This window comes from Bacillus sp. 22446, assembly GCF_052044955.1.
GTDB lineage: Bacteria > Bacillota > Bacilli > Bacillales > Bacillaceae > Bacillus > Bacillus altitudinis.
In genome coordinates this window covers 55128-74697 of sequence record NZ_JBQEOD010000006.1, presented here as the reverse complement: position 1 = coordinate 74697, position 19570 = coordinate 55128, and the positions used below count along the sequence as shown (strand labels likewise).

25 protein-coding genes and 1 riboswitch are annotated in these 19570 nt (G+C 41.6%); of the genes, 8 read left to right on the top strand and 17 right to left on the bottom strand.

Going from position 1 to position 19570, the window contains the following annotated elements; all coding sequences use genetic code 11:
- Nucleotides 1-73: 73 nt before the first annotated feature.
- Entirely contained in the window at nucleotides 74-1042 is a 969-nt protein-coding gene (gene trhO / locus ACTJJD_RS13215; RefSeq protein ID WP_007498459.1) for an oxygen-dependent tRNA uridine(34) hydroxylase TrhO, read from the bottom strand.
- 199 nt (nucleotides 1043-1241) lie between these two features.
- Here trhO and ACTJJD_RS13210 point away from each other — a divergent pair, with 199 nt between their 5' ends.
- Complete coding sequence (locus ACTJJD_RS13210) at nucleotides 1242-2324, top strand: iron-containing alcohol dehydrogenase family protein (RefSeq protein ID WP_440600266.1); 1083 nt, start codon at nucleotides 1242-1244, stop codon at nucleotides 2322-2324.
- Between the two features lie 50 nt (nucleotides 2325-2374).
- Here the strand turns inward: ACTJJD_RS13210 and ACTJJD_RS13205 are convergent, their stop codons facing one another.
- From ACTJJD_RS13205 to ACTJJD_RS13190, 4 genes are all read right to left on the bottom strand, one after another.
- Nucleotides 2375-3202 carry an aldo/keto reductase gene (locus tag ACTJJD_RS13205; RefSeq protein WP_440600265.1) on the bottom strand — a complete coding sequence of 276 codons (828 nt, stop codon included), beginning with the start codon at nucleotides 3200-3202 and terminating at the stop codon, nucleotides 2375-2377.
- 96 nt (nucleotides 3203-3298) lie between these two features.
- The gene (locus ACTJJD_RS13200; RefSeq protein ID WP_007498466.1) at nucleotides 3299-3715 is read right to left on the bottom strand and encodes a DUF5301 domain-containing protein; all 417 of its coding nucleotides are present in this window, start codon (nucleotides 3713-3715) and stop codon (nucleotides 3299-3301) included.
- 29 nt (nucleotides 3716-3744) lie between these two features.
- Nucleotides 3745-4206: a DUF523 domain-containing protein gene (locus ACTJJD_RS13195; protein WP_193804024.1), complete on the bottom strand. Its 462-nt coding sequence runs from the start codon at nucleotides 4204-4206 to the stop codon at nucleotides 3745-3747.
- Between the two features lie 348 nt (nucleotides 4207-4554).
- Nucleotides 4555-5013 (bottom strand): MarR family transcriptional regulator, encoded by a 459-nt coding sequence (locus ACTJJD_RS13190; RefSeq protein ID WP_024719151.1) that lies wholly within the window; start codon nucleotides 5011-5013, stop codon nucleotides 4555-4557.
- A gap of 207 nt (nucleotides 5014-5220) precedes the next feature.
- Here ACTJJD_RS13190 and ACTJJD_RS13185 point away from each other — a divergent pair, with 207 nt between their 5' ends.
- Together ACTJJD_RS13185 and ACTJJD_RS13180 are read left to right on the top strand one after the other, a co-directional pair.
- On the top strand, nucleotides 5221-5988 hold the full coding sequence (locus ACTJJD_RS13185; RefSeq protein ID WP_213406349.1) for a GNAT family N-acetyltransferase: 768 nt from the start codon (nucleotides 5221-5223) through the stop codon (nucleotides 5986-5988).
- A 137-nt stretch (nucleotides 5989-6125) separates the two neighbouring features.
- A complete protein-coding gene (locus ACTJJD_RS13180; protein ID WP_073415831.1) occupies nucleotides 6126-6503 on the top strand; it encodes a hotdog domain-containing protein in 378 nt (125 codons plus the stop codon).
- A 53-nt stretch (nucleotides 6504-6556) separates the two neighbouring features.
- Here ACTJJD_RS13180 and ACTJJD_RS13175 read toward each other — a convergent pair whose 3' ends face one another.
- Nucleotides 6557-7729: an MFS transporter gene (locus ACTJJD_RS13175; RefSeq protein ID WP_242731457.1), complete on the bottom strand. Its 1173-nt coding sequence runs from the start codon at nucleotides 7727-7729 to the stop codon at nucleotides 6557-6559.
- Between the two features lie 77 nt (nucleotides 7730-7806).
- A riboswitch (purine riboswitch) is annotated at nucleotides 7807-7906 on the bottom strand.
- Nucleotides 7907-8307: 401 nt separating this feature from the next.
- Here ACTJJD_RS13175 and proS point away from each other — a divergent pair.
- The gene (gene proS / locus ACTJJD_RS13170; protein ID WP_242731455.1) at nucleotides 8308-9741 is read left to right on the top strand and encodes a proline--tRNA ligase; all 1434 of its coding nucleotides are present in this window, start codon (nucleotides 8308-8310) and stop codon (nucleotides 9739-9741) included.
- A gap of 308 nt (nucleotides 9742-10049) precedes the next feature.
- Nucleotides 10050-10226 carry a hypothetical protein gene (locus ACTJJD_RS13165; RefSeq protein ID WP_017358723.1) on the top strand — a complete coding sequence of 59 codons (177 nt, stop codon included), beginning with the start codon at nucleotides 10050-10052 and terminating at the stop codon, nucleotides 10224-10226.
- A 52-nt stretch (nucleotides 10227-10278) separates the two neighbouring features.
- Here the strand turns inward: ACTJJD_RS13165 and ACTJJD_RS13160 are convergent, their stop codons facing one another.
- The 10 genes from ACTJJD_RS13160 to ACTJJD_RS13115 all read right to left on the bottom strand — a co-directional run bounded on the left by ACTJJD_RS13160 (nucleotide 10279) and on the right by ACTJJD_RS13115 (nucleotide 15797).
- The gene (locus tag ACTJJD_RS13160; RefSeq protein ID WP_058214104.1) at nucleotides 10279-11055 is read right to left on the bottom strand and encodes a sulfite exporter TauE/SafE family protein; all 777 of its coding nucleotides are present in this window, start codon (nucleotides 11053-11055) and stop codon (nucleotides 10279-10281) included.
- Nucleotides 11056-11113: 58 nt separating this feature from the next.
- Complete coding sequence (locus ACTJJD_RS13155) at nucleotides 11114-11344, bottom strand: sulfurtransferase TusA family protein (protein WP_008343881.1); 231 nt, start codon at nucleotides 11342-11344, stop codon at nucleotides 11114-11116.
- 34 nt (nucleotides 11345-11378) lie between these two features.
- Nucleotides 11379-12506, bottom strand: coding sequence for an MBL fold metallo-hydrolase (locus ACTJJD_RS13150; protein ID WP_440608516.1), 1128 nt, complete (start codon nucleotides 12504-12506; stop codon nucleotides 11379-11381).
- A gap of 15 nt (nucleotides 12507-12521) precedes the next feature.
- Nucleotides 12522-13079: a sulfurtransferase TusA family protein gene (locus ACTJJD_RS13145; protein WP_008343883.1), complete on the bottom strand. Its 558-nt coding sequence runs from the start codon at nucleotides 13077-13079 to the stop codon at nucleotides 12522-12524.
- A 52-nt stretch (nucleotides 13080-13131) separates the two neighbouring features.
- Nucleotides 13132-13488, bottom strand: a complete 357-nt coding sequence (locus tag ACTJJD_RS13140) for a rhodanese-like domain-containing protein (RefSeq protein WP_317328506.1) — start codon at nucleotides 13486-13488, stop codon at nucleotides 13132-13134.
- A 13-nt stretch (nucleotides 13489-13501) separates the two neighbouring features.
- Nucleotides 13502-13984: a DsrE/DsrF/DrsH-like family protein gene (locus ACTJJD_RS13135; RefSeq protein ID WP_317328505.1), complete on the bottom strand. Its 483-nt coding sequence runs from the start codon at nucleotides 13982-13984 to the stop codon at nucleotides 13502-13504.
- 125 nt (nucleotides 13985-14109) lie between these two features.
- Nucleotides 14110-14370, bottom strand: a complete 261-nt coding sequence (locus tag ACTJJD_RS13130) for a metal-sensitive transcriptional regulator (RefSeq protein WP_003217059.1) — start codon at nucleotides 14368-14370, stop codon at nucleotides 14110-14112.
- A gap of 122 nt (nucleotides 14371-14492) precedes the next feature.
- On the bottom strand, nucleotides 14493-14957 hold the full coding sequence (locus tag ACTJJD_RS13125; protein ID WP_440608515.1) for a DMT family transporter: 465 nt from the start codon (nucleotides 14955-14957) through the stop codon (nucleotides 14493-14495).
- 13 nt (nucleotides 14958-14970) lie between these two features.
- The gene (locus ACTJJD_RS13120) at nucleotides 14971-15399 is read right to left on the bottom strand and encodes a DMT family transporter (protein ID WP_008343887.1); all 429 of its coding nucleotides are present in this window, start codon (nucleotides 15397-15399) and stop codon (nucleotides 14971-14973) included.
- An 83-nt stretch (nucleotides 15400-15482) separates the two neighbouring features.
- Entirely contained in the window at nucleotides 15483-15797 is a 315-nt protein-coding gene (locus ACTJJD_RS13115) for an ArsR/SmtB family transcription factor (protein WP_268417543.1), read from the bottom strand.
- A 118-nt stretch (nucleotides 15798-15915) separates the two neighbouring features.
- Between ACTJJD_RS13115 and ACTJJD_RS13110 the strand changes: the two genes are divergently transcribed.
- Together ACTJJD_RS13110 and ACTJJD_RS13105 are read left to right on the top strand one after the other, a co-directional pair.
- Nucleotides 15916-16422 (top strand): hypothetical protein, encoded by a 507-nt coding sequence (locus tag ACTJJD_RS13110; protein WP_025206656.1) that lies wholly within the window; start codon nucleotides 15916-15918, stop codon nucleotides 16420-16422.
- Nucleotides 16423-16462: 40 nt separating this feature from the next.
- Entirely contained in the window at nucleotides 16463-17071 is a 609-nt protein-coding gene (locus ACTJJD_RS13105) for a transglutaminase-like domain-containing protein (protein WP_025206655.1), read from the top strand.
- Between the two features lie 128 nt (nucleotides 17072-17199).
- Here the strand turns inward: ACTJJD_RS13105 and ACTJJD_RS13100 are convergent, their stop codons facing one another.
- Nucleotides 17200-18036 (bottom strand): helix-turn-helix transcriptional regulator, encoded by an 837-nt coding sequence (locus ACTJJD_RS13100; RefSeq protein WP_008359338.1) that lies wholly within the window; start codon nucleotides 18034-18036, stop codon nucleotides 17200-17202.
- Between the two features lie 103 nt (nucleotides 18037-18139).
- Between ACTJJD_RS13100 and fabF the strand changes: the two genes are divergently transcribed.
- Entirely contained in the window at nucleotides 18140-19372 is a 1233-nt protein-coding gene (gene fabF, locus ACTJJD_RS13095) for a beta-ketoacyl-ACP synthase II (protein ID WP_440608514.1), read from the top strand.
- Nucleotides 19373-19570: the final 198 nt, after the last annotated feature.

Genomic DNA, 19570 nt, shown 5'->3' with positions numbered 1-19570 from the left:
GAAAGAGGAAATGACTTCCTCTTCCCTCTGAACACGTATCATTCAAAGAAAAAAGGATAAAAGGGAGACCCTCTTATCCTTGTGAGATTGCTTGTTCTTTTTCAATGACAGCTAGTCTTTCTTGAACTTCTTCTTCAGATAAGTTGTGCTGTTTCACATAAAGGTTACGTTCGCTTGTGCGGCATTCATGGCTGCAGCTGCGCATATATTTATGCTCGCTTTCTTCTGTTGCAATCATTTTGCGGTTACATGCAGGGTTCGCACAGTTCACATAACGCTCGCAAGGTTCGCCAGTGAAGAAATCTTTTCCTACTACGACGTGCTCTGTTTGATTGACTGGAACCGTTAGGCGGTTATCAAACACATAACATTGACCGTCCCATAGCTTTCCTTGAACTTCTGGGTCTTTTCCGTACGTGACAATTCCACCGTCAAGCTGGGATACATCTTCAAAGCCTTCACGCTTTAACCATCCTGAGAATTTCTCACAGCGTACACCGCCTGTGCAATACGTCAGAATTTTTTTCCCTTCAAGAATCTCTTTGTTGTCACGGATCCACTCAGGTAATTCACGGAATGTCTCAATGTCAGGGCGCACAGCACCTCTGAAGTGACCGACATCAAACTCATAATCATTACGTGCATCAATCACGACCGTATCAGGTGATTGCATTTGCTCGTAAAATTCAACTGGGCTGAGATGTTTCCCCGTTAATTCTAGCGGATTCACATCATCTTCAAGACTTAAATTCACCAATTCATTTCGGTGGCGGACGTGCATTTTCTTAAACGCATGACCATCTGCTTCGTCAATTTTAATTGGCATGGACGCAAAGCGTGGATCTTCTTTCAATGCTTGCATGTACTTGTCCGTCTGCTCAATGGTACCAGAAACGGTTCCGTTTATGCCTTCAGATGAAACAAGAATACGACCTAACAAACCAAGTTCCTTACAGAATGCTAGATGCTCTGCTGTAAACGTTTCTGGATCCTCAATGGGGACATATTGATAGTAAAGTAATACACGATATTGTTTTTCCATATATATAAACACCTCTTAAATTTAATCAAAACATACCATTTTATATCATACAGGAAATACATACCTTAAGGCAATGTCAGTAGTTCAATTCCATAAAACGGAAGGGTCTATGGTCTCATATTGTCCAATTATTTGACAGAACTTTCTGTAAAATGAGATGATTTAAGAACTATATGATTTCGTAAAGGAGCATAAGTCAATGATCCAACCAGAAGAGATCGTCAGAAGCGGTCCTAACCAGTTTATTTCTCAAAAGGGGATTTATCATGAAATCGAGTCACTTGTTACTCCCTTTCAGTCACCAGCTATAGTGACAGGATATGACTCATATCAAGCCTTTTCACAGTACACAAAGTTTCCATCCGAGTGGCCTGTTGTTCAGCATAAAGGTTACAGTTCACCAAATGCGATCACACGAATTGCGGAAGAACTCAAGAGTTCAGACGTGATCATAGGGATCGGTGGCGGCACGATTTTAGATACAGCGAAGTCTGTTGCCGACGCTCTCCAAATTGAAGTGATCATGGTGCCGACGATTCCCGGGACATGTGCGGCTTCTACACCGCTCAGCGTCATTTATGATGACAAGGGAAATTTTATGAGGGTCGACTATCATAAGCGGTCCAGCTATCTCACGTTAATTGATCATACTTTTTTGATTTCATCTCCTCTTTCCTACCTCCAAAGCGGAATTGGGGATACACTGGCAAAATGGTATGAAGCGGAAGCCATTATTCGTAACACAAAAAGCACCTTGCCGCTCATGGTACATGCTGCATTAAAGCAGGCAGTGTACGTTCGTGACATTCTTCTGACTCATAGTGAAGAAGCCGTTAGCAGTTTAAAAACAGGCCAGCTTTCTCAAGCCTTTGCAGATGTAACAGATACGATCATTACGTTAGCCGGAACAGTCGGCGGTTATGGAGGACGTTATGGCAGAATGGCAGGAGCCCATGCCGTTCATAATGGATTAACATTTATTGATGAAACACATCATGTGTTACATGGACAAAAAGTGGCCTATGGCATTCTCGTCCAGCTTGCCGCAGAAAACCGTATGACGGAAGTAGAAGAATTACTTGAGCTCTATCAAACACTCGGATTACCTAGAACGATGCGTGATCTTGGCATCACAGCTCAGCTAGAAGAAGCAGCACATACAGTGGCAAACCATGCTGCACGTAAAGATGAAACCTTTTGTTTGATTGGAGACTATACGAAAGAGCAAATTGTCGACGCCATACAAATCATTGAAACCTATCAGCCTCAAAAGACGGTCTGAACATAGGGGCAAATAAAAAGCACAGGCATCCCGCCTGTGCTTTCTTTCTATTAAAAATCGAAGTTATCTGGGTCTGGACCCGTGCGCTCATCTTCATTGAGCTGATCAATGACACTCATTTCATGGGCGGACAACTCGAAATCAAATACGTTTGTGTTTTCGATGATTCGGCTCTTCGTCACAGATTTCGGAATGGTGATAATGCCATGCTGCAAGTCCCAGCGAAGAATGACTTGCGCCACTGACTTCTCATGTTTTTTCGCAATATCTTGAAGCACCGGATGGTTAAGAAGTTTCCCGCTACCTAATGGCGACCATGCTTCTACATGAATGCCTTTTGCCTTGCAGTAGTCACGTAAAGGCTCCTGCGTCAGCTTCGGATGCAGCTCAATTTGATTGACCATTGGTACCACTTCTGCCTCTTCTAATAAATCTTCTAAATGGTGCTGATGGAAGTTACAAACGCCAATGGCTTTCACACGGCCATCCTTATACAGCTTTTCTAGCGCCTTCCACGTTTCTTTATATTTGCCTTCAACCGGCCAATGGATTAAATAAAGATCCAATACTTCCAGACCTAGTTTGTTCATACTCGTTTCAAAGGCTTCAAGCGTTGACTCATATCCTTGATCACTATTCCACACTTTTGTCGTAATGAACAGATCATCGCGAGAGATGCCTGATTGCTGAATGGCTTTGCCTACACCTTCTTCATTTTGATAGGCCGCTGCTGTATCTATACTGCGATAGCCCGCTTCAAGTGCGTCTTTGACTGCATTTACAGCCTCATCCCCATCTTTTACTTGCCATACACCAAAGCCAAGCTTCGGCATTTTCACTCCGTTTGCTAATGTGACTGTATCTGTTAATCCACTCATCAAACAAACCTCCGCTTCATTTTTGCTTACCATGCACTATACCCGAATGTGCGAAAGATCATGCATGAAAATAGACCATTCATAGACTGAATGATCTTATTTGATGTATTGTCCCATATCGACTTGATTTGCATCAACAATTTGGTATTCACTGATTCGATTTTTTGTTTTAGAACCATCATATGTCTCTAAAAAGCTTTGGTCATAAAAAGTCAGACCATACATTTGCTTTTCGTTCTCGTACACTCTGATCCAATAAGATTCTTTTGAGGCTTTTTTAGCCTCGTTTATTTTCTTTAATTGAATACCCGAAAATTTCTTCAGCAACTTTTGAATATCCTCTTTCTTATCCACCACAACGCGCTCATCATCATGCTCAATTTGAATGGAAGTCACTTTATCTTTATCAATCGAGACCACATCATCAAAAGCATATGTTTTGGCATTGATCATAAAATAAAGACCTATTCCGATAAAAATAACGACTACTAAACCAATGATCCACTTCTTCAACCTAACTCCTCCTTCAAGTCACGCCATCCCTATACAAACAGCGAGGTCCAATCATCCTCCTCAGAGAATACTTGAATCCCATGCTGTTTCAGCAAGGCAGACGTCACACCGTCCCCACCCTTTGTTTTCCCGTTAAACTCTCCCCGATAGATCATCCGGCTTCCGCAAGAAGGGCTGTACTCTTTTAACACGACGGATGTTGCGCCAAGAGTCTGAACCTGCTTAAGCGTGTCTTGTGCACCATTTACATACATCTCTGTCACATCTGTTCCATGAACATCAACAACAGAAGCCTGCCCCCGTAAGACATCATGACCATCTCCACCAATAATTTCAGCGGGAGGTCTTGGTGTAGAGAAACCGCCAAGCAGCTCAGGGCAAACTGTTACCGCCTTTCCTTCCTGCACAAGCTCCTCGATACGTTGATCTAATCGATGGCTGCCATTATAACGGACCTTTAATCCCGCAAGACAAGCGCTAACAACGATCATGTATGTTCCTCATTTCTATGTATTGAACGTTTTTTGCTGACTTTAAAATAAATCCATAAAGGCAAACAGAGTATCGTGTACATCAGAAAGGGCAGAGCACAATACAAAATAGCTGCCCAAATGGACCCTTCAACTCCTGTGATCCCAAAAAAATAAACAAATAATAGCAAGCTGACAAACAATCCGACGAACGGCATGATAAAAATAGATTTTTTAAAATTCTCCATCATCTCTTTCACCAACACGGCTCCCTCCCTCAAACATCATCACGAATAACGTCAATATATGTTAATTTTACCATAAAAAAACCGAAAGCATCTAGTTTATAGAAAGCTTTCGGTCCGTTATTTATATCTTTTCCTTCCAAGCCTTTAAGAAGCGCTCAATAACCTGTAGCTCGTCTTCATTAAATTCATGGAGGAATTCTAAATAGGAGGAGACTGCCTGTTCATGAAGCTCATCATGCAGTGCCGCAAGCTGTGTGCCTTCCTCTGTGAGTGAATAATAGACGGATTTCTTGTCACCTTGCCGGTGGCAATAGTCGACCATGCCTTTTTCGATGAGCTTTTTCACAGCCTTTGTAATAGCTGGTTTTGATAGTTTTAGTTGTTGTGAAAGAAATGTATTATTGGATTCATTAGGGTTTGCTTGAATCATAGATAAAATATGAAGCTGTGTAAGTGTCCAATCTTGCTTGAGTGTATCAGTCGTGGTAATCAGTGGATCTGTTGGATCGTTCCGTTTCTTTTCCCTATGCATAATCAAATCTTGAATCGCTTTTAAGACAATCTGCTCGTTTGTTTCCATCTGAACCTCCACTCTTAACTGGTTAATAAAATGGTACTAATAATCAATAAAGGAGTCAAAAGAAATGTGGGGATGAGGAAAAGAATGGGTCATCAGACCTGATAAATAAGAGAACTTTTTTACTAGATTACAAGAGACAGCACAATTTCCTTTTCTTTGCTATTATTTATGATAGGTAACCCTCAATCAAAAAAAGAAGGTGAGAGAATGAAAACAGAGCAGCAAATGGCCATTCGGCAGTTAGAAGAAAAAATAAATTTGTTTTCTTCTGTTGTAAACGGATCGTTCCTATCAACGGAAGATTTCGTTCTATCAAACACGCATATATCAACTGACACGTTCAATTTGTTATTACCCATTTCAGCGCACATACAAGATCAACAAAAAGTGGAAGCTGCCATCGAACAAATGCAGCAACAGCAGCTAGCATTCAGCACATGGATCACTCAAAGCCTGCTCCACCCCGATTGGTCGAATATCATGCAGAAATATGGGCTTCAAGAAGTGGAACGCAATACCATCATGATGCTTGAACATACAAACGACATCGATCAAAGGACCTCTCAATCGCTTACGATCAAGGAAGTGACTGACGATCAAACCTTTCTCGATTATCAACATTTATTTATCGAACTTTTCGAAGGATCACCCGAGGCAATCGCTTTAAACAGCTATTTCCAGCGCTTTTCGATTGAACGATTACACCCGAGTACCCGCATGTTCGTTGGATATGAACACAACAAACCGGTCACAACGGGCTTATTGATTGAAACAGCAGACAGCTACGGTATTTATGATGTCATCACAAAGGCAGAACACCGCGGAAGAGGACTTGGCAGTGACATGTTTCATTACCTTCTGACCCAAACAGATAACAAACAAAAGTGTGTGATGTTACAAGCCTCAAATGACGGCAAACATATCTATCAGCGTGCCGGATTTCAACCAATTGGAGAAATGGTTGTTTTTGAATAGAAGATGACATTTTTCCTGACTTATCGAGGGTAAAGAAAGGCATCCTGTCTCTTCTTTGCCTCTAACATCTCATCACAAAAATGAATGTACATTCATTCACTCCTTTGGTACATTTAAAAAAAGGAGCTGAAGAACAAATGGTTCGACCAGGCGATCAATTTCAAACAAGCAAAACCTATACGCATGAAGATGTGATTCAATTTGGCGAGATGACAGGTGATCTTGGCAAACATCATACCGAGCTAGATGATCAAGGCAGGCTCATGGTACACGGTTTTCTCACAGCAAGTCTAGCCACGAAGCTTGGTGGTCAGTTTCATTTTATCGGTCAAGAGATGACATGTACCTTCATACGCCCTGTTTATACAGGTGACACCATTACCTGTCAGATGGCCGTCACCAAGGTAGAACCCCTTGAAAAATACCATCGTGTCCACCTTTTTTCCCGTTATATCAATCAGCATGGAGAAGAAGTCATTACTGGTAAAAGTGAAGGTGTGGTTTTAAAAAAATAAAAAGCTGCCTATGATGAGGCAGCTAACTAACACGAAAATGTTCTTATTCTCTTCTATTCAGCCTGATGCTGACGATCCATATAAAGCGGCGGTCTCTTTAATGAAATCACTGCACAGCTAAAGGCAATCAGCACAAAAATAGCGCCGAATTTAGCCAAGTCAACGGATGAACCAGTCATTGTAAACATGACGCCGCCCACGGCTGATCCAATGGAAATCCCAATTTGCAAAGCGGATGTATTCAAACTCTGCTGAATATCAGACGTCACAGGGTCTGTTTGAATCAAATAGCTCTGCAAAGCAGGTGTCAGTGCCCAGCTAAGAGCACCCCATAGGACAACCATCACCATAAAGAGCATAAACACTCCCGCTGTATAAGGAAGGATAAACATCACAATGGCAAACGCCATGGTCACAAGCAAAATGGCTTTTCCTGATCCTAGTTTGTCACTCAGCCAGCCGCCAAACCCATTCCCGCCAATCGACGCAAGCCCGAAGACCAAATAACAAATACTAATCCAAAACGGAGTCATACGCAGAACTTCCATCAGAAATGGCGTGAAATAAGAATACAGCATATAATGACCAGCAAGCATGAACAAACTAATCAAATGTGCACTGAAAATTTTCGGATGCCCTAAAGAACGAATTTGTTCTTTAAGCGGTGTGACTTTTTCAACAGGCATTTTCTCCAATAGAAAATAAATGAGTACCATGGATATGGCTGACAGAATACTGATTCCTAAAAACATCACTCTCCAGCCAAAGCTCTCTGTAATAAAAATACCGATCGGTACACCGAGAACAAGTGATGAGCTAATCCCAATAAAAATCAGACCTAATGCTTTCGCTCGATGCGCCGGTTCCACCAGCTTGGCCGTAATCGTCAATGATAGCACCACAACAAGCGCTGTACTCATGGCAATCAAGACCCTAGAGATCATGACAAGGGCAAAGGTGGAACTAAAATATGTGAATACATTGCCTAATGTAAAGACCAATAATGCGATTAAATACAGACGCTTTCGTTCGATTTTGGCTGTGACGGTCAGTAGCACCGGTGCTGAAATAGCATACACAATCGCAAATACCGTGATCAGCTGCCCAGCTGTCGCAAGAGACACATTGAGATCCTCTGCTAAACTTGGCAAAATGCCTCCGACCACAAGCTCAACTAATCCAACCGCAAAAGTAGAAACAGCTAATAAATAAACTCTCCAGTTCATGTCTAACATCCCTTCTCTATATCATGGCTTTCACTTTTGATACAGGGTGCAGACAAACAAAAAAACCCTGATTACAAAAAAGGAAAGCGCGCTTTTGTAATCAGGATTTATCGGATCCTGGTAGAAACCCTCAAACCATATTATTGAGGTTATACAAGTCTATTTTTTTCTTCAAATATATTAGCATAGCCTTCCATAACGTGCAAGCTGCAAAAATAGAAAATGTTTGCCAATGGCTCTTCGACATAAACGACCTCAGAAAGGCATGAAATGAACTTGCGGACCAACTTGCTTTCTCCCCCATTTACAGGTAAACTGATGAAAAATCAACGAACAAGGATCAACGTAGATCTGGAATAGTAGCTTGAATTGACCTTTAACAGAGAGGGAACGGTGCTGAGAAGTTCCTACTGACATCTTCAAGTGAACCTGCCGATTTAGTTCTGTTTCATACAGCGGTTCATACCGTTATCATGATCGAGTGTAAAGCTGTGCTTTAAATTAGGGTGGTACCACCAGGAATGGTCCCTAACTTAAAGCACAGCTTTTTTGTTTTTTTTAAAAGGAGGAAAAAGACGATGTCAAAGAAACAATTTGTTGAGAAAATTACAAGCATGGAAGACGACTTTGCCCAGTGGTATACAGATGTTGTCACAAAGGCGCGTCTCGTCGATTATTCAAGCGTTAGAGGCAGTATGATTATTCAGCCATACGGTTTTAAAATTTGGGAGAATATTCGCGACGAACTTGATCGTCAAATCAAAGAAACGGGTCACGAGAATGTCTATATGCCGCTCTTTATCCCAGAAAGCCTTCTCCAGCAAGAAAAGGATCATATCGAAGGCTTTGCTCCTGAAGTGGCGTGGGTGACACATGGCGGTGATTCGGAATTACAAGAAAGACTCTGCGTCAGACCAACCTCTGAAGTGCTGTTCGCTGAGCATTATAAAAACATCATTCACTCCTATCGTGATTTACCGAAGCTATATAACCAATGGGCCAATGTCGTCCGTTGGGAAAAGACAACACGTCCATTCCTTAGAACCCTTGAATTCCTCTGGCAGGAAGGGCACACTTGTCACGAGACTGAGCAAGAAGCGATTGAAGAAACAGAAAAAATGCTCCATGTCTATGCGTCTATTTGTGAAGAGCTTCTAGCGATCCCTGTCATTAAAGGAAGAAAAACAGAGAAAGAAAAATTCGCTGGCGCTCGCTTCACCTATACGGTTGAAAGCTTGATGCATGACGGAAAAGCCCTGCAAACCGCCACTTCTCACTTCTTCGGCAACGGATTTGCCAAGGCGTTTGGCATTGAATTTTTAAATCGAGAAGGAAAATTAGAGCATGTCCAGCAAACATCATGGGGCTTCACTACAAGAATCATTGGCGCTATGATCATGGTGCATGGCGATGACAGAGGACTAGTCCTGCCGCCAAACATTGCGCCAACCCAAGTACGTGTTGTGCCAATTGCTTCCCATAAAGAAGGTGTCCTCGATCATGCCTATGAATTAAAGGATCGACTCGCCCGCATCGCACGCGCTGACATCGATGCAAGTGATAAACAGCCAGGCTGGAAATTCAACGAATGTGAAATGCAGGGCATCCCTTTACGTGTAGAAGTGGGACCAAAGGATATGGAAAAAGGCCAGATCATGCTCGCAAGACGAGACACAGGTGAAAAGCAAGCCGTCACGTTAGATGCACTCGAACAAACCATCACGGCCACGCTTGAAGACATTCAACAGACGATGTACGAAAAAGCAAAAGATCGATTACATGAAAAAACATCAAACGCCCACACAATCGAAGACATCGAGCAGCTTCTTGCCGAAGAAAACAGGTTGATCAAAGCCATGTGGTGCGGCGATGAAGACTGTGAAAACGACATCAAAGAGAGAACAGGGGCGACATCACGCTGTATCCCGTTTGAACAAGAATCCGTTTCTGACACATGTGTCTGCTGCGGGAAACCTGCTTCTGATATGGTGTTCTGGGCAAAAGCCTACTAATGATGCTTCTGATTGTTGACAAAGGGCTAAAATGAACTTTATTTTAGCCCTTTGTCTTCTTTTCAGCGTGATAGAAAAACTTTGCAACCTAGGAAGGACGAGTACTGGCAGAGCGAATTTGACATTCGCAAGCACCAACACGCAGGACTGACAAAGAATACGAGGGTTTGTCTACACGCTGAAACATCTTATACGATGCTTCTTTTTTTGTTAAAAAGAGCCAAATATCCATTGACCTCATTCACACAATCCCCTATAATTCATATTAATATAATCGGTTTTCAAGACTTTAACTGGAGTGGTGATCTATGAAGCGTTGGCTCTCAATTTTTAACGAACGCTGTCCAAAATGTAAAACAGCATTAGATGTCTCGAAGTCCAATGCCTTGCAAGGCAAAGTCGTGAAAACATGCCCCAATCTTCATTATCAAAAAGAGTACCACCCTGCACTTGAAACGTATATCGAGCACGATGACATGAAATAAAAAAGACCAACACATGGAAAAGAGCCCTTGCTCTCAGTTGTTGGTCTTTTTCTTATAATAAATCCACCCAGATTTTGATCGCTGTAGCTGTAATCATCACGGCAAGCGCCCATTGCAAATAAACGGCATTGATTTTCTGACCAATTTTCGCCCCAATCGGCGCAGCAATCAGACTGGCCGCCATTAAGACAAGAGCAGGCATGAACATGACTTGACCAGTCAGCACTTTCCCAGCCGATGCGCCGATTGCAGAGAGAAACGTAATCGCCAGAGACGAGGCAATCGTCATCCGCACAGGGATTTTGAGAATCGATAGCATCACCGGCACTAAAATAAAGGCACCGCCTGCACCTAATACACCCGATACACTTCCGATCACAAAGGCAATACCAGCCGCCAGTCCTTTATGAAAAGTCACCTCTCCATCCGCTTCTGCCTGCTGACCTTTTTTCGGAACAAGCATTAAAATGACAGCGACAATGGCAAGCAGACCATAGACTACATTGATGCCTTTCTCTGGAAGGAAATGTGATAAATAGCTGCCTAATAAACTCCCTGCCAATATACTGCTCCCCATATATAAAATCAATGGTCGATGTAAAAATCCGCTTTTTCGATACGCCAGCACACCGCCGAGTGTCGAAAATAGTACTTGAATGGCACCAATCCCTGAAACCTCGTGTGCCGATAATGCCATCACTCCGACAAGAGGCGGGATATAAAGCAGCATGGGATAGTTGATCACCGACCCTCCTATTCCGACCATTCCTGATAAGAAGGAACCAATAAATCCGATGATAAATAAAGTAATGAAAAATGCAAAATCCACGCTGGTCTCCTCCTTTGCAAAAGGAAAAGGGGCTCCCTCATAGATACCCCTCTCCCCTTTAGGACCCTTTTCTCACCCAGAACTTCAGCACATGTCCTTCATCCGTCTGTGTGATCAATTCATGTCCGCTTGACTTAGCCCATGCAGCCAAATCAGCTTTAGCTCCTTTATCTGTTGCATGTATTTCTAATACTTGACCTTCTGCCAAGTCGTTCATTTTTTTCTTCGTCCGAATAATTGGCATCGGGCATGCAAGCCCGGTTACGTCTAAAATGTGATCTGATGTCATCTGATCATCCCTCGCTTCTTTATTTTATTGAACATTATCGAATCGCACAACGGTTTGGACCAATTTCCATGTCTCGCTGCGCTTCCTCGTCTGGATGCAGCTTCCCCATATTGGTAGACCGAATGTCTTGATAAGCGTTTGGCTGTGCAGGTAGATGCTGCGTGACCATTTGTCTAAATACGTCTTCATCTTCAATGTTCAGCCCGTGATTTTCTTCAAACAAAGCGCCTAGCTCCTTCCAAACGCTTCCGTCTTCATTCAGCTCATCCACGATCATAAAATGTGCAGGCAGCACAATCAATTCTGCCGAAAGCGCCGTATATCGTGTATAAAGGGTTTCCCTCAAATCACCTACCCAGTCCTCCGCCATACCGGCTAGATCAGGTCGTCCGATCGAATCAATGAACAAAATATCACCTGAAAGGAGGTAACGGCCGTCTACGATAAAAGAGGTTGAACCAATCGTATGGCCCGGTGAATAAAGGGCATGAATATCAATCTCCGTCGCTCCAATCGTCACACGCTGTCCTTCTTCAAGGTGTTTGTAATCAAATGTCACCTCTTCGGCGTCTTTTGGCGGTAGCCAATAGATAGCGCCAGTCTGTTCAGACAGCTTTTTCCCGCCAGATATATGGTCCGCATGAAGGTGCGTATCAAACACATGCGTCACTGTGACTTGATGTTTTTTAGCAAATTGCGTATAGACCTCCGTCATTCTAGCCGCATCAATAATCGCAGCTTCCCCATTCGACATGATCATATACGACAAGCATCCCTTGCCCATTCGCACAAATTGGTACAACTCTCCACCGCCAGTTAAATCACCGATCTTCACTGGCTCTAAATGCTCACTCCATGCCTTCATGCCGCCTTGCAAATAATGGACCGTTCTGCCTGCCTCTGACAGCATCTCTGCCACCATAATAGAAGAGCCCTCTTTCGCACAAACGACCAGTACATCTAGGTCATCCGGTATGTTCTCCACCATATCCTCTACGCCATCAAGAAGCTCAAAGTAAGGCACATTTAAATATTCAACGGCTTTCCCTTCAATTTTCCAGTCCTGCACATCTGATTCATTTCGTACATCCAACAAAAAGATCGGCTCTTTGTTGATAATCTTTTTTGTTAACTGTTCTGCTGTCATTGCTTTTACAGTCATCGTTTCATTCAGCTCCTATTTTTCAATCTCTCCTGTCCAGCTGTTCATGCCTGGCACTACATTGATCAATTGATGAAATCCTTTTTCTTTTAACTTTTGTGCGGCTAATTCACTTCTTCTACCTGAATGACAGATGAGGTAAATGAGCGTCTCTCGGTTCAATTCTTCAGCACGTTGTTCCACCTCACCGAGAGGGATGTGAACAGCTCCTGGAATATGACCCGCTTCGTATTCATCTGGCTCTCGTACATCTAAAATAAACAATGACTGATCTTCTTTTACCTTCTGTTGAAACATGTTCAACGACATTTCCGAAATCATTGACTGCTCCTCCTGTTTCGCTCCACCTTTACGAATCAAATGATGAAGCACCTGTCCTTCTACTTTTGTTCCTAAAAATTCATGACCGGCGCTTTTTGACCAAGCTGCTAAATCCGCTGTAGACCCTTTATCGGTTGCTTGCACTTCAAGCACATCTCCTGGCAAGAGCTCATTCATTTGTTTTTTCGTTTTGACAATGGGCATTGGGCATGCCAATCCTTTTGCATCTAGAATTGCTGTTGGTTGCTGCATTGTTTTTCCTCCTTTTATAGGGGTGGGGGTATATTTCAAAGTCTATTTATACCTATAATCGCCAAGCATTCATGCCACCCTTGATATTCGTAATGTGGGTAAATCCCTGTTTTTTTAACAATTTAGCCGCCTGCATACTTCTCATCCCGCTCTGGCAGATCACATACACTTCTTTGTCTTTCTCAAGCTCATGCGCTCGTTCCTTTAACTGGAATAAGGGGATATTTTGAAAGCCTTTTATATGATTTGTTTGAAATTCAAAAGGTGATCGCACGTCTATCAGCTGTTGATGCCGACTATGCAATTTAGGTTTCAGATGAGCTGCGTCCATTTGTTTCACACCCCGTACGGGAAGAAAACGGCTCACAAGCAAAGCGATCACAATAATGAGCAAAAGCATTTGAATCATGTATGGACACCCCCTAGATAAATAAGTTCACATTCCCGATTTCTGCCTCTGCTAAATACGCTGCCACACCGGCATATTGAATGTCAGCTAATAATTCACTCTCCTGCAGCCCTAAGAGATCCATCGTCATCGTACATGCCACGAGGTTGATCTCTTGTTCCTTCGCCATATCAATGAGCTGCGGCAGGGTCATGGCATTGTGTTTGTTGATCACATGCTTGATCATCTTCGGTCCCATTCCTGCAAAATTCATCTTTGACAGCCCCATTCGATCAGCGCCGCGCGGCATCATTTTGCCAAACATTTTTTCTAAAAATCCCTTCTTCAGTGGCACCATCTCTTCCTTACGCAACGCATTCAGCCCCCAGAAAGTATGAAAAATAGTCACCTCGTGATCATAAGCTGCTGCGCCATTTGCAATAATATAAGCGGCCATCGCTTTATCATAATCTCCACTAAATAAAACAATTGTCGTTCGTTTCTTTTGTTCTTCCATCATGCTCCTCCTTATATCAATTACCCATGGGGGTATACTAAAAGCAAAAAATATATACACATACCGGTAAGGGTATATTGTAACAAGTAAAAAAATTCGTCAACCTCCAAAGGCTGAGGAATTTCTTACCGGCTTTTCACCAAGAGCTCAACCGCTTCTTTGACAAGCCCCTCTGTATCCTTGCCCTGCTCAAGACTTTCACGGACACATTGCTCAAGATTTGTACTCACAATCACACCCATTGCCCGATCAATGGCATTGCGTGATGCAGACAGCTGCGTCACCACCTCACGGCAATCCTTTCCCTGCTCCATCATCGCAAGAACCCCTTTAATCTGTCCCTCAATCCGGCGAAGACGATTCTTCATCTGCTGATTATATTCCACGTTTAACACTCCTTTCTCTTTTCCCTATGATCAGATAGTATACCCTGATAGGTATTTAGTCAAACATGATGAATCAGTATAAAAGAGCTGCTGAGAGCAAATGTCGCAGCAGCACGTTCTCTTTAAGCATTCGCTTCCTCTCGAGAGCGCTTATTTCCTTTGTAAATAAAATAAAGAGCGATCAGCATAAAGAACAATGCCAATAAGCGTTTGAGATCAAGTGAAATCACCAAGCTATGGAACCAGCCAAAATGATCAATGACCATTCCAATGACAAGCTGCCCAGCAATCCCCGCAATATTCGCAGCAATGACACCGATTTTCGGAACAGCGATCACTGTCAGGATTAAATAAGCCGTTCCAAGAAAAGCCGCACTCAACTGCCACTTCGGCGCATGCAAGAGATTCAACAGATGGCCGCTCCCAAAGAATAAAATCAGAATGGTCAAAAACATCGTACCCGTTAAAAAGGTCAAAAAGGTCGTTTCAATCGTACCCGCTCTCCTGCTAAACGTACCGTTTATGGAAGATTGCGCACTTAACGTAATGCCTCCGATTAAAGTAAATAGAATTAACAATAATGCCATATCGAGTTTCCTCCTAATGAATAAGAATAAGGGCAATGATCATCGAAATGACCGCAAATACCTTCTCTTTGTTTACTCTTGTTCTCTGACTCCCAAGCCAGCCAAAATGCTCAATCACCATACTCATCAGCAGCTGACCAATAATGACAGCGACCATCGTTACCCCCACACCAACGAATGGAACACTCACCACAATAGACGTTAAATACACAACCCCCATCGCTCCGCCAAGCAGTGACCATTTTGGTGCCTTCAACGTATAGGAAAGGTCACCTTTGCCAAAAAAGAGCCACAATAGCCCCATAATAATTGAACCGACAAAAAAGTTATAAAAACTCGTTTCTAACTGTCCGATCGACTTCCCAAGCTCCGCATAGATGGCTCCTTCAAAACTAAGTGCCGCACCCGCTAATAGTGCAAGCACATAAAAAATTAAACGCATCATCAAATCTCCTTTTATTTATATATTTATATATTTAGATAAACAGATATATAGAATAGAAAAAAACAGAAATCATACATCCTTTAGATCTCTGTTTTCATATATTGGCCGATCTGTTGGATAAATTTTTCATTTCGTCTATAGTATGTCCATTGTCCATGCCGTACCGATTCAAGCAGACCAGCCTTTTGCATCAAATGTAAGTAGCTAGAGACCGTTGATTGAGAAATTTGCGCCTTTTCTTGAATATCCCCAACACAAACGCCCCCCTTATAACTAACCTCCTTCGGTAAATGAGCGCCTTGCTTAGGAAAATGCTTCTCAGGTTCCTTAAGCCACTTTAAAATATTCAACCTTGTTTCATTCGATAATGCCTTAAACACATCAATAGGTTCCATGGCAGACATTGTATATCTAGAAATACCGATATGTCAAGCCATTGCATATTCACCTCTAAATTGGTAAAAAGGAAATAATCAACGCTATAAGGAATATTTCAAGGAAAGAGGGCAACCCATGACTTTACAGCATTATATTGGATCAAACAAAGAACTGCCACTTGGTACCATTGGTCAAAATCCTACCTATAAACCATTCTCTGAACTCAATATCAGCATGTTTGATAAAAAACAAAAAAAGCCCAAAATCTATCAAAAAGATGATCTTTTGATAGAAGTATTTGAGACAGAAGAGGATTTCGAAGGCATTCACATTGATTATCTAGATCCCGTCAATGAAGCGGTAAGAAACAAATTCACGCACCCTTTTGTTTATGAATTAGACATCATTCATTCTCTTCGTGCACTTTTTAAATTCATTGAAAAAGAGCTGTCAAAAGGAGAAACCATCGAAATCTATTCTTGTCTAAATGAACTCGAAATGAAAGAAAAGGACGATCAATTGGATGTAGAAATTGACCTAAGCACAAAACGGTTTGGAAAACATATCGATTTTAAAGGGATTGATGAACTGATTGATATGTTTGAATTAGAAAACTTACAATATGTGTTGGTGAAAAAATAGACCTTCTGCAGTAAAAGTATAGAGATAAGGAGACATTATAATGAATATGACATGTGAATCAAAAAACTTTAATGATTATTTACTGGAATTAAATGAAGTTGATTATTCTAATCCTATTATTTGTACACTTGCAAATGAACTTTTCAACCCTTTGCAGACAGAAATAGAAAAAGCAAAAGCAGCTTATGAGTTTGTTCGAGATGAAATATCCCATACATGGGATATTCAATCCAAACGAGTGACTTGTCATGCATCAGATGTATTAACATTTAAAGAGGGAATTTGCTACGCAAAGTCGAACCTATTGGCTGCCCTGTTGCGCTCACAGGGAATACCCACAGGTTTTTGTTACCAGCGATTAATGTTGTTCGATACGCCAGATAAAGGATATTGCATTCACGCATTAAATGCTGTATTTTTTCATTCACTTAATAGATGGATTCGATTAGATTCACGCGGGAACAAAACAGGAATTGATGCTCAATTTTCCCTTGACCATGAGAGATTAGCTTTTCATACTCAACAAGAGTTAGATGAAGTCGACTATCCTTTGATATATGTAAGACCCCATCCAAAAACAATGAGTATTTTAAAAGAACATACAGATGCTATTGAGATGTATAAACACCATTTACCAGAAAAGATATAGGCCTGGGGGCAAGAAGCCTCAACGTGAAATTAAACCGGTGCTCATCAGCATCGGTTATGCTACTTGTCACTGATTTGCATAGGATCTATTTTATATTAATGCACTCAATAACTTCATCCAAACGATATCTACCCTTCAATTAAACGTTTCAACTTAAGCTCCGTTTCAGTATCCTCAACTGGAGTATAGACACTGCATCTTAAATCAGTATCCCCATACACTTGTAATGAAGTGAGATTAAACAACATTTTCCCTACCTTGGCATGACGAAATTCAATTAATACTTCAGGTGCATAACTGATCTCATTTTCATTCCATATTTTACGAAACTCAGGATATGCCTGCTCCATTTCTTCTATAAATTGCTCATACCAGTCATCCGCCACATACTGTCCATAATATGTTCTAAATATGGCGATATATCCTCTTACAAAATGCTCCCAATTCACGGCTAAACTTTTAAATTCCTTTCTTGCGAATAGTAAGCGGATGATATTCCTTTCTGCCGGGATGATTTGTTCAAAGTCCAAAAATACATTAGCTGCTGCTTGATTCCACCCAACAATCTGACTTCTTCTATCAGATATAATCGTTGGGCAATAACGAAGTTCCTGCAGAATTTTCACTAAAGCCGGACTGATTTCCTTCTCATTCTCAATGATATAGGATTGTTTCACACCTTCCTCTAACGCTAAAGCGTACAAATATCTCCTTTCATCGTTATTTAATTGTAATGCACTAGAAATAGCATCTAATACCGAAGTAGATACTTTTATATCTCTACCTTGCTCTAACCATGTATACCAAGTAAGACTCACACCGGCTAGTTGAGCTACTTCTTCTCTTCTGAGCCCTGGTGTTCTTCTGCGGGTTCCTACAGGTAAACCAACCATTTGAGGCGTGATTTTTGAACGTTGGTTCTTTAGAAATTCTGATAATGCTTGAAGTCTTGTTTCAGGTTTCATTAAGGTCTCCTTTTAAAATATTATTCATTATACTAGGATAAACAACAACTTGTAATAGGATAACACAATGGCTAAAGTTAATAAAAACAAGGAGGGAATGATCATGAAAAGAGTTGTCATTACTGGAATGGGAGTTATTTCTCCACTTGGAAATGATATAGATAGCTTTTGGAATCAACTCATGAAAGGACAATCGGGAATATCTCTCATTGATTCTTTTGATACGACTGATTATAAAACAAAAATAGCTGGAATCGTTCGTGATTTCGATGCAGATGAAATATTAGGGAGAAAAGAAGCAAAACGATTAGATCGTTTTAGTCAGTTTGCCTTAGCAGCAGCCGAACAAGCATTAGAACATTCACAATTACAGTTAGATCAAGTAGATCTTGAACGTTTAGGCGTATATGTTGGATCAGGAATCGGGGGCATACAATCGCTTGTTGATCAGGTGAATGTATTAGATAAACGAGGTCCCTCGAGAGTAAGCCCTAGCCTTGTCCCCATGATGATTTCAAATGCAGCTGCGGCCCAAATCAGTATTAAATTAGGCGCACAAGGGCCATCATTGTCACCGGTCACAGCTTGTTCTATTGGGAACACTTCTATTGGTGAAGCTTTCAATGCGATCCGAAATGATGAAGCAGATATTATATTTACCGGTGGAGCAGAAGCTGCTGTCAACCAGATATCTTTGGCTAGTTTTGGAAACGCACATGCACTATCTACTAGAAACCAAGACCCAAGTCGAGCTAGCCGTCCATTCGATACAGATAGAGATGGCTTTGTTATGAGTGAAGGCGCAGGTATCTTAGTATTAGAATCATTAGACAACGCAATTCTTAGAGATGCGCCGATATTATGTGAAGTAGTGGGATACGGGGCTAGTTCAGATGCACATCATATGGTTGCTTCACACCCAGAAGGTAGAGGTGCCTACTTAGCCATGAAGAAAGCATTGAGAAGTGCAGATATATCAACAAGTGAAATCGATGTTATTAGTGCTCATGCAACAAGTACACAAGTAGGTGATCGTTCAGAAGTTCTAGCCATTAAGAAATTATTTGGTGATCGTTCAGGCGAAATTCCAACAACTGCGAACAAGTCAATGACTGGGCACATGTTTGGTGCTGCAGGCGGAGTAGAAGCGATTGCTTTAGTGGAAAGTTTGAGACGAGGAATGATTCCGCCAACTATTAATGTAGAGAAACAAGATCCAGATTGCAATTTAGATGTTGTATTAGAAGCGAGACAGCTTCCATTGAAATATGGGCTATCCAATTCTTTTGGTTTTGGAGGACATAATTCAGCCATCTTGTTAAAACATTACGATTGAAGTAGTGAAAAAGGTGAAATAATGAAATGACAAGGGTTTATAGCTCTTGTTTTTTCATGATGGGAATACCTCACAGACAATTGATCACGGACCTCAGCTATCTGATATATTCATTATATTCCTGTTTAGACGGTTTTGAGGATGAAGATAAGGATGAGAGTTTGGATTTAGTTATTAATTTCAAAACTCAACAATTTG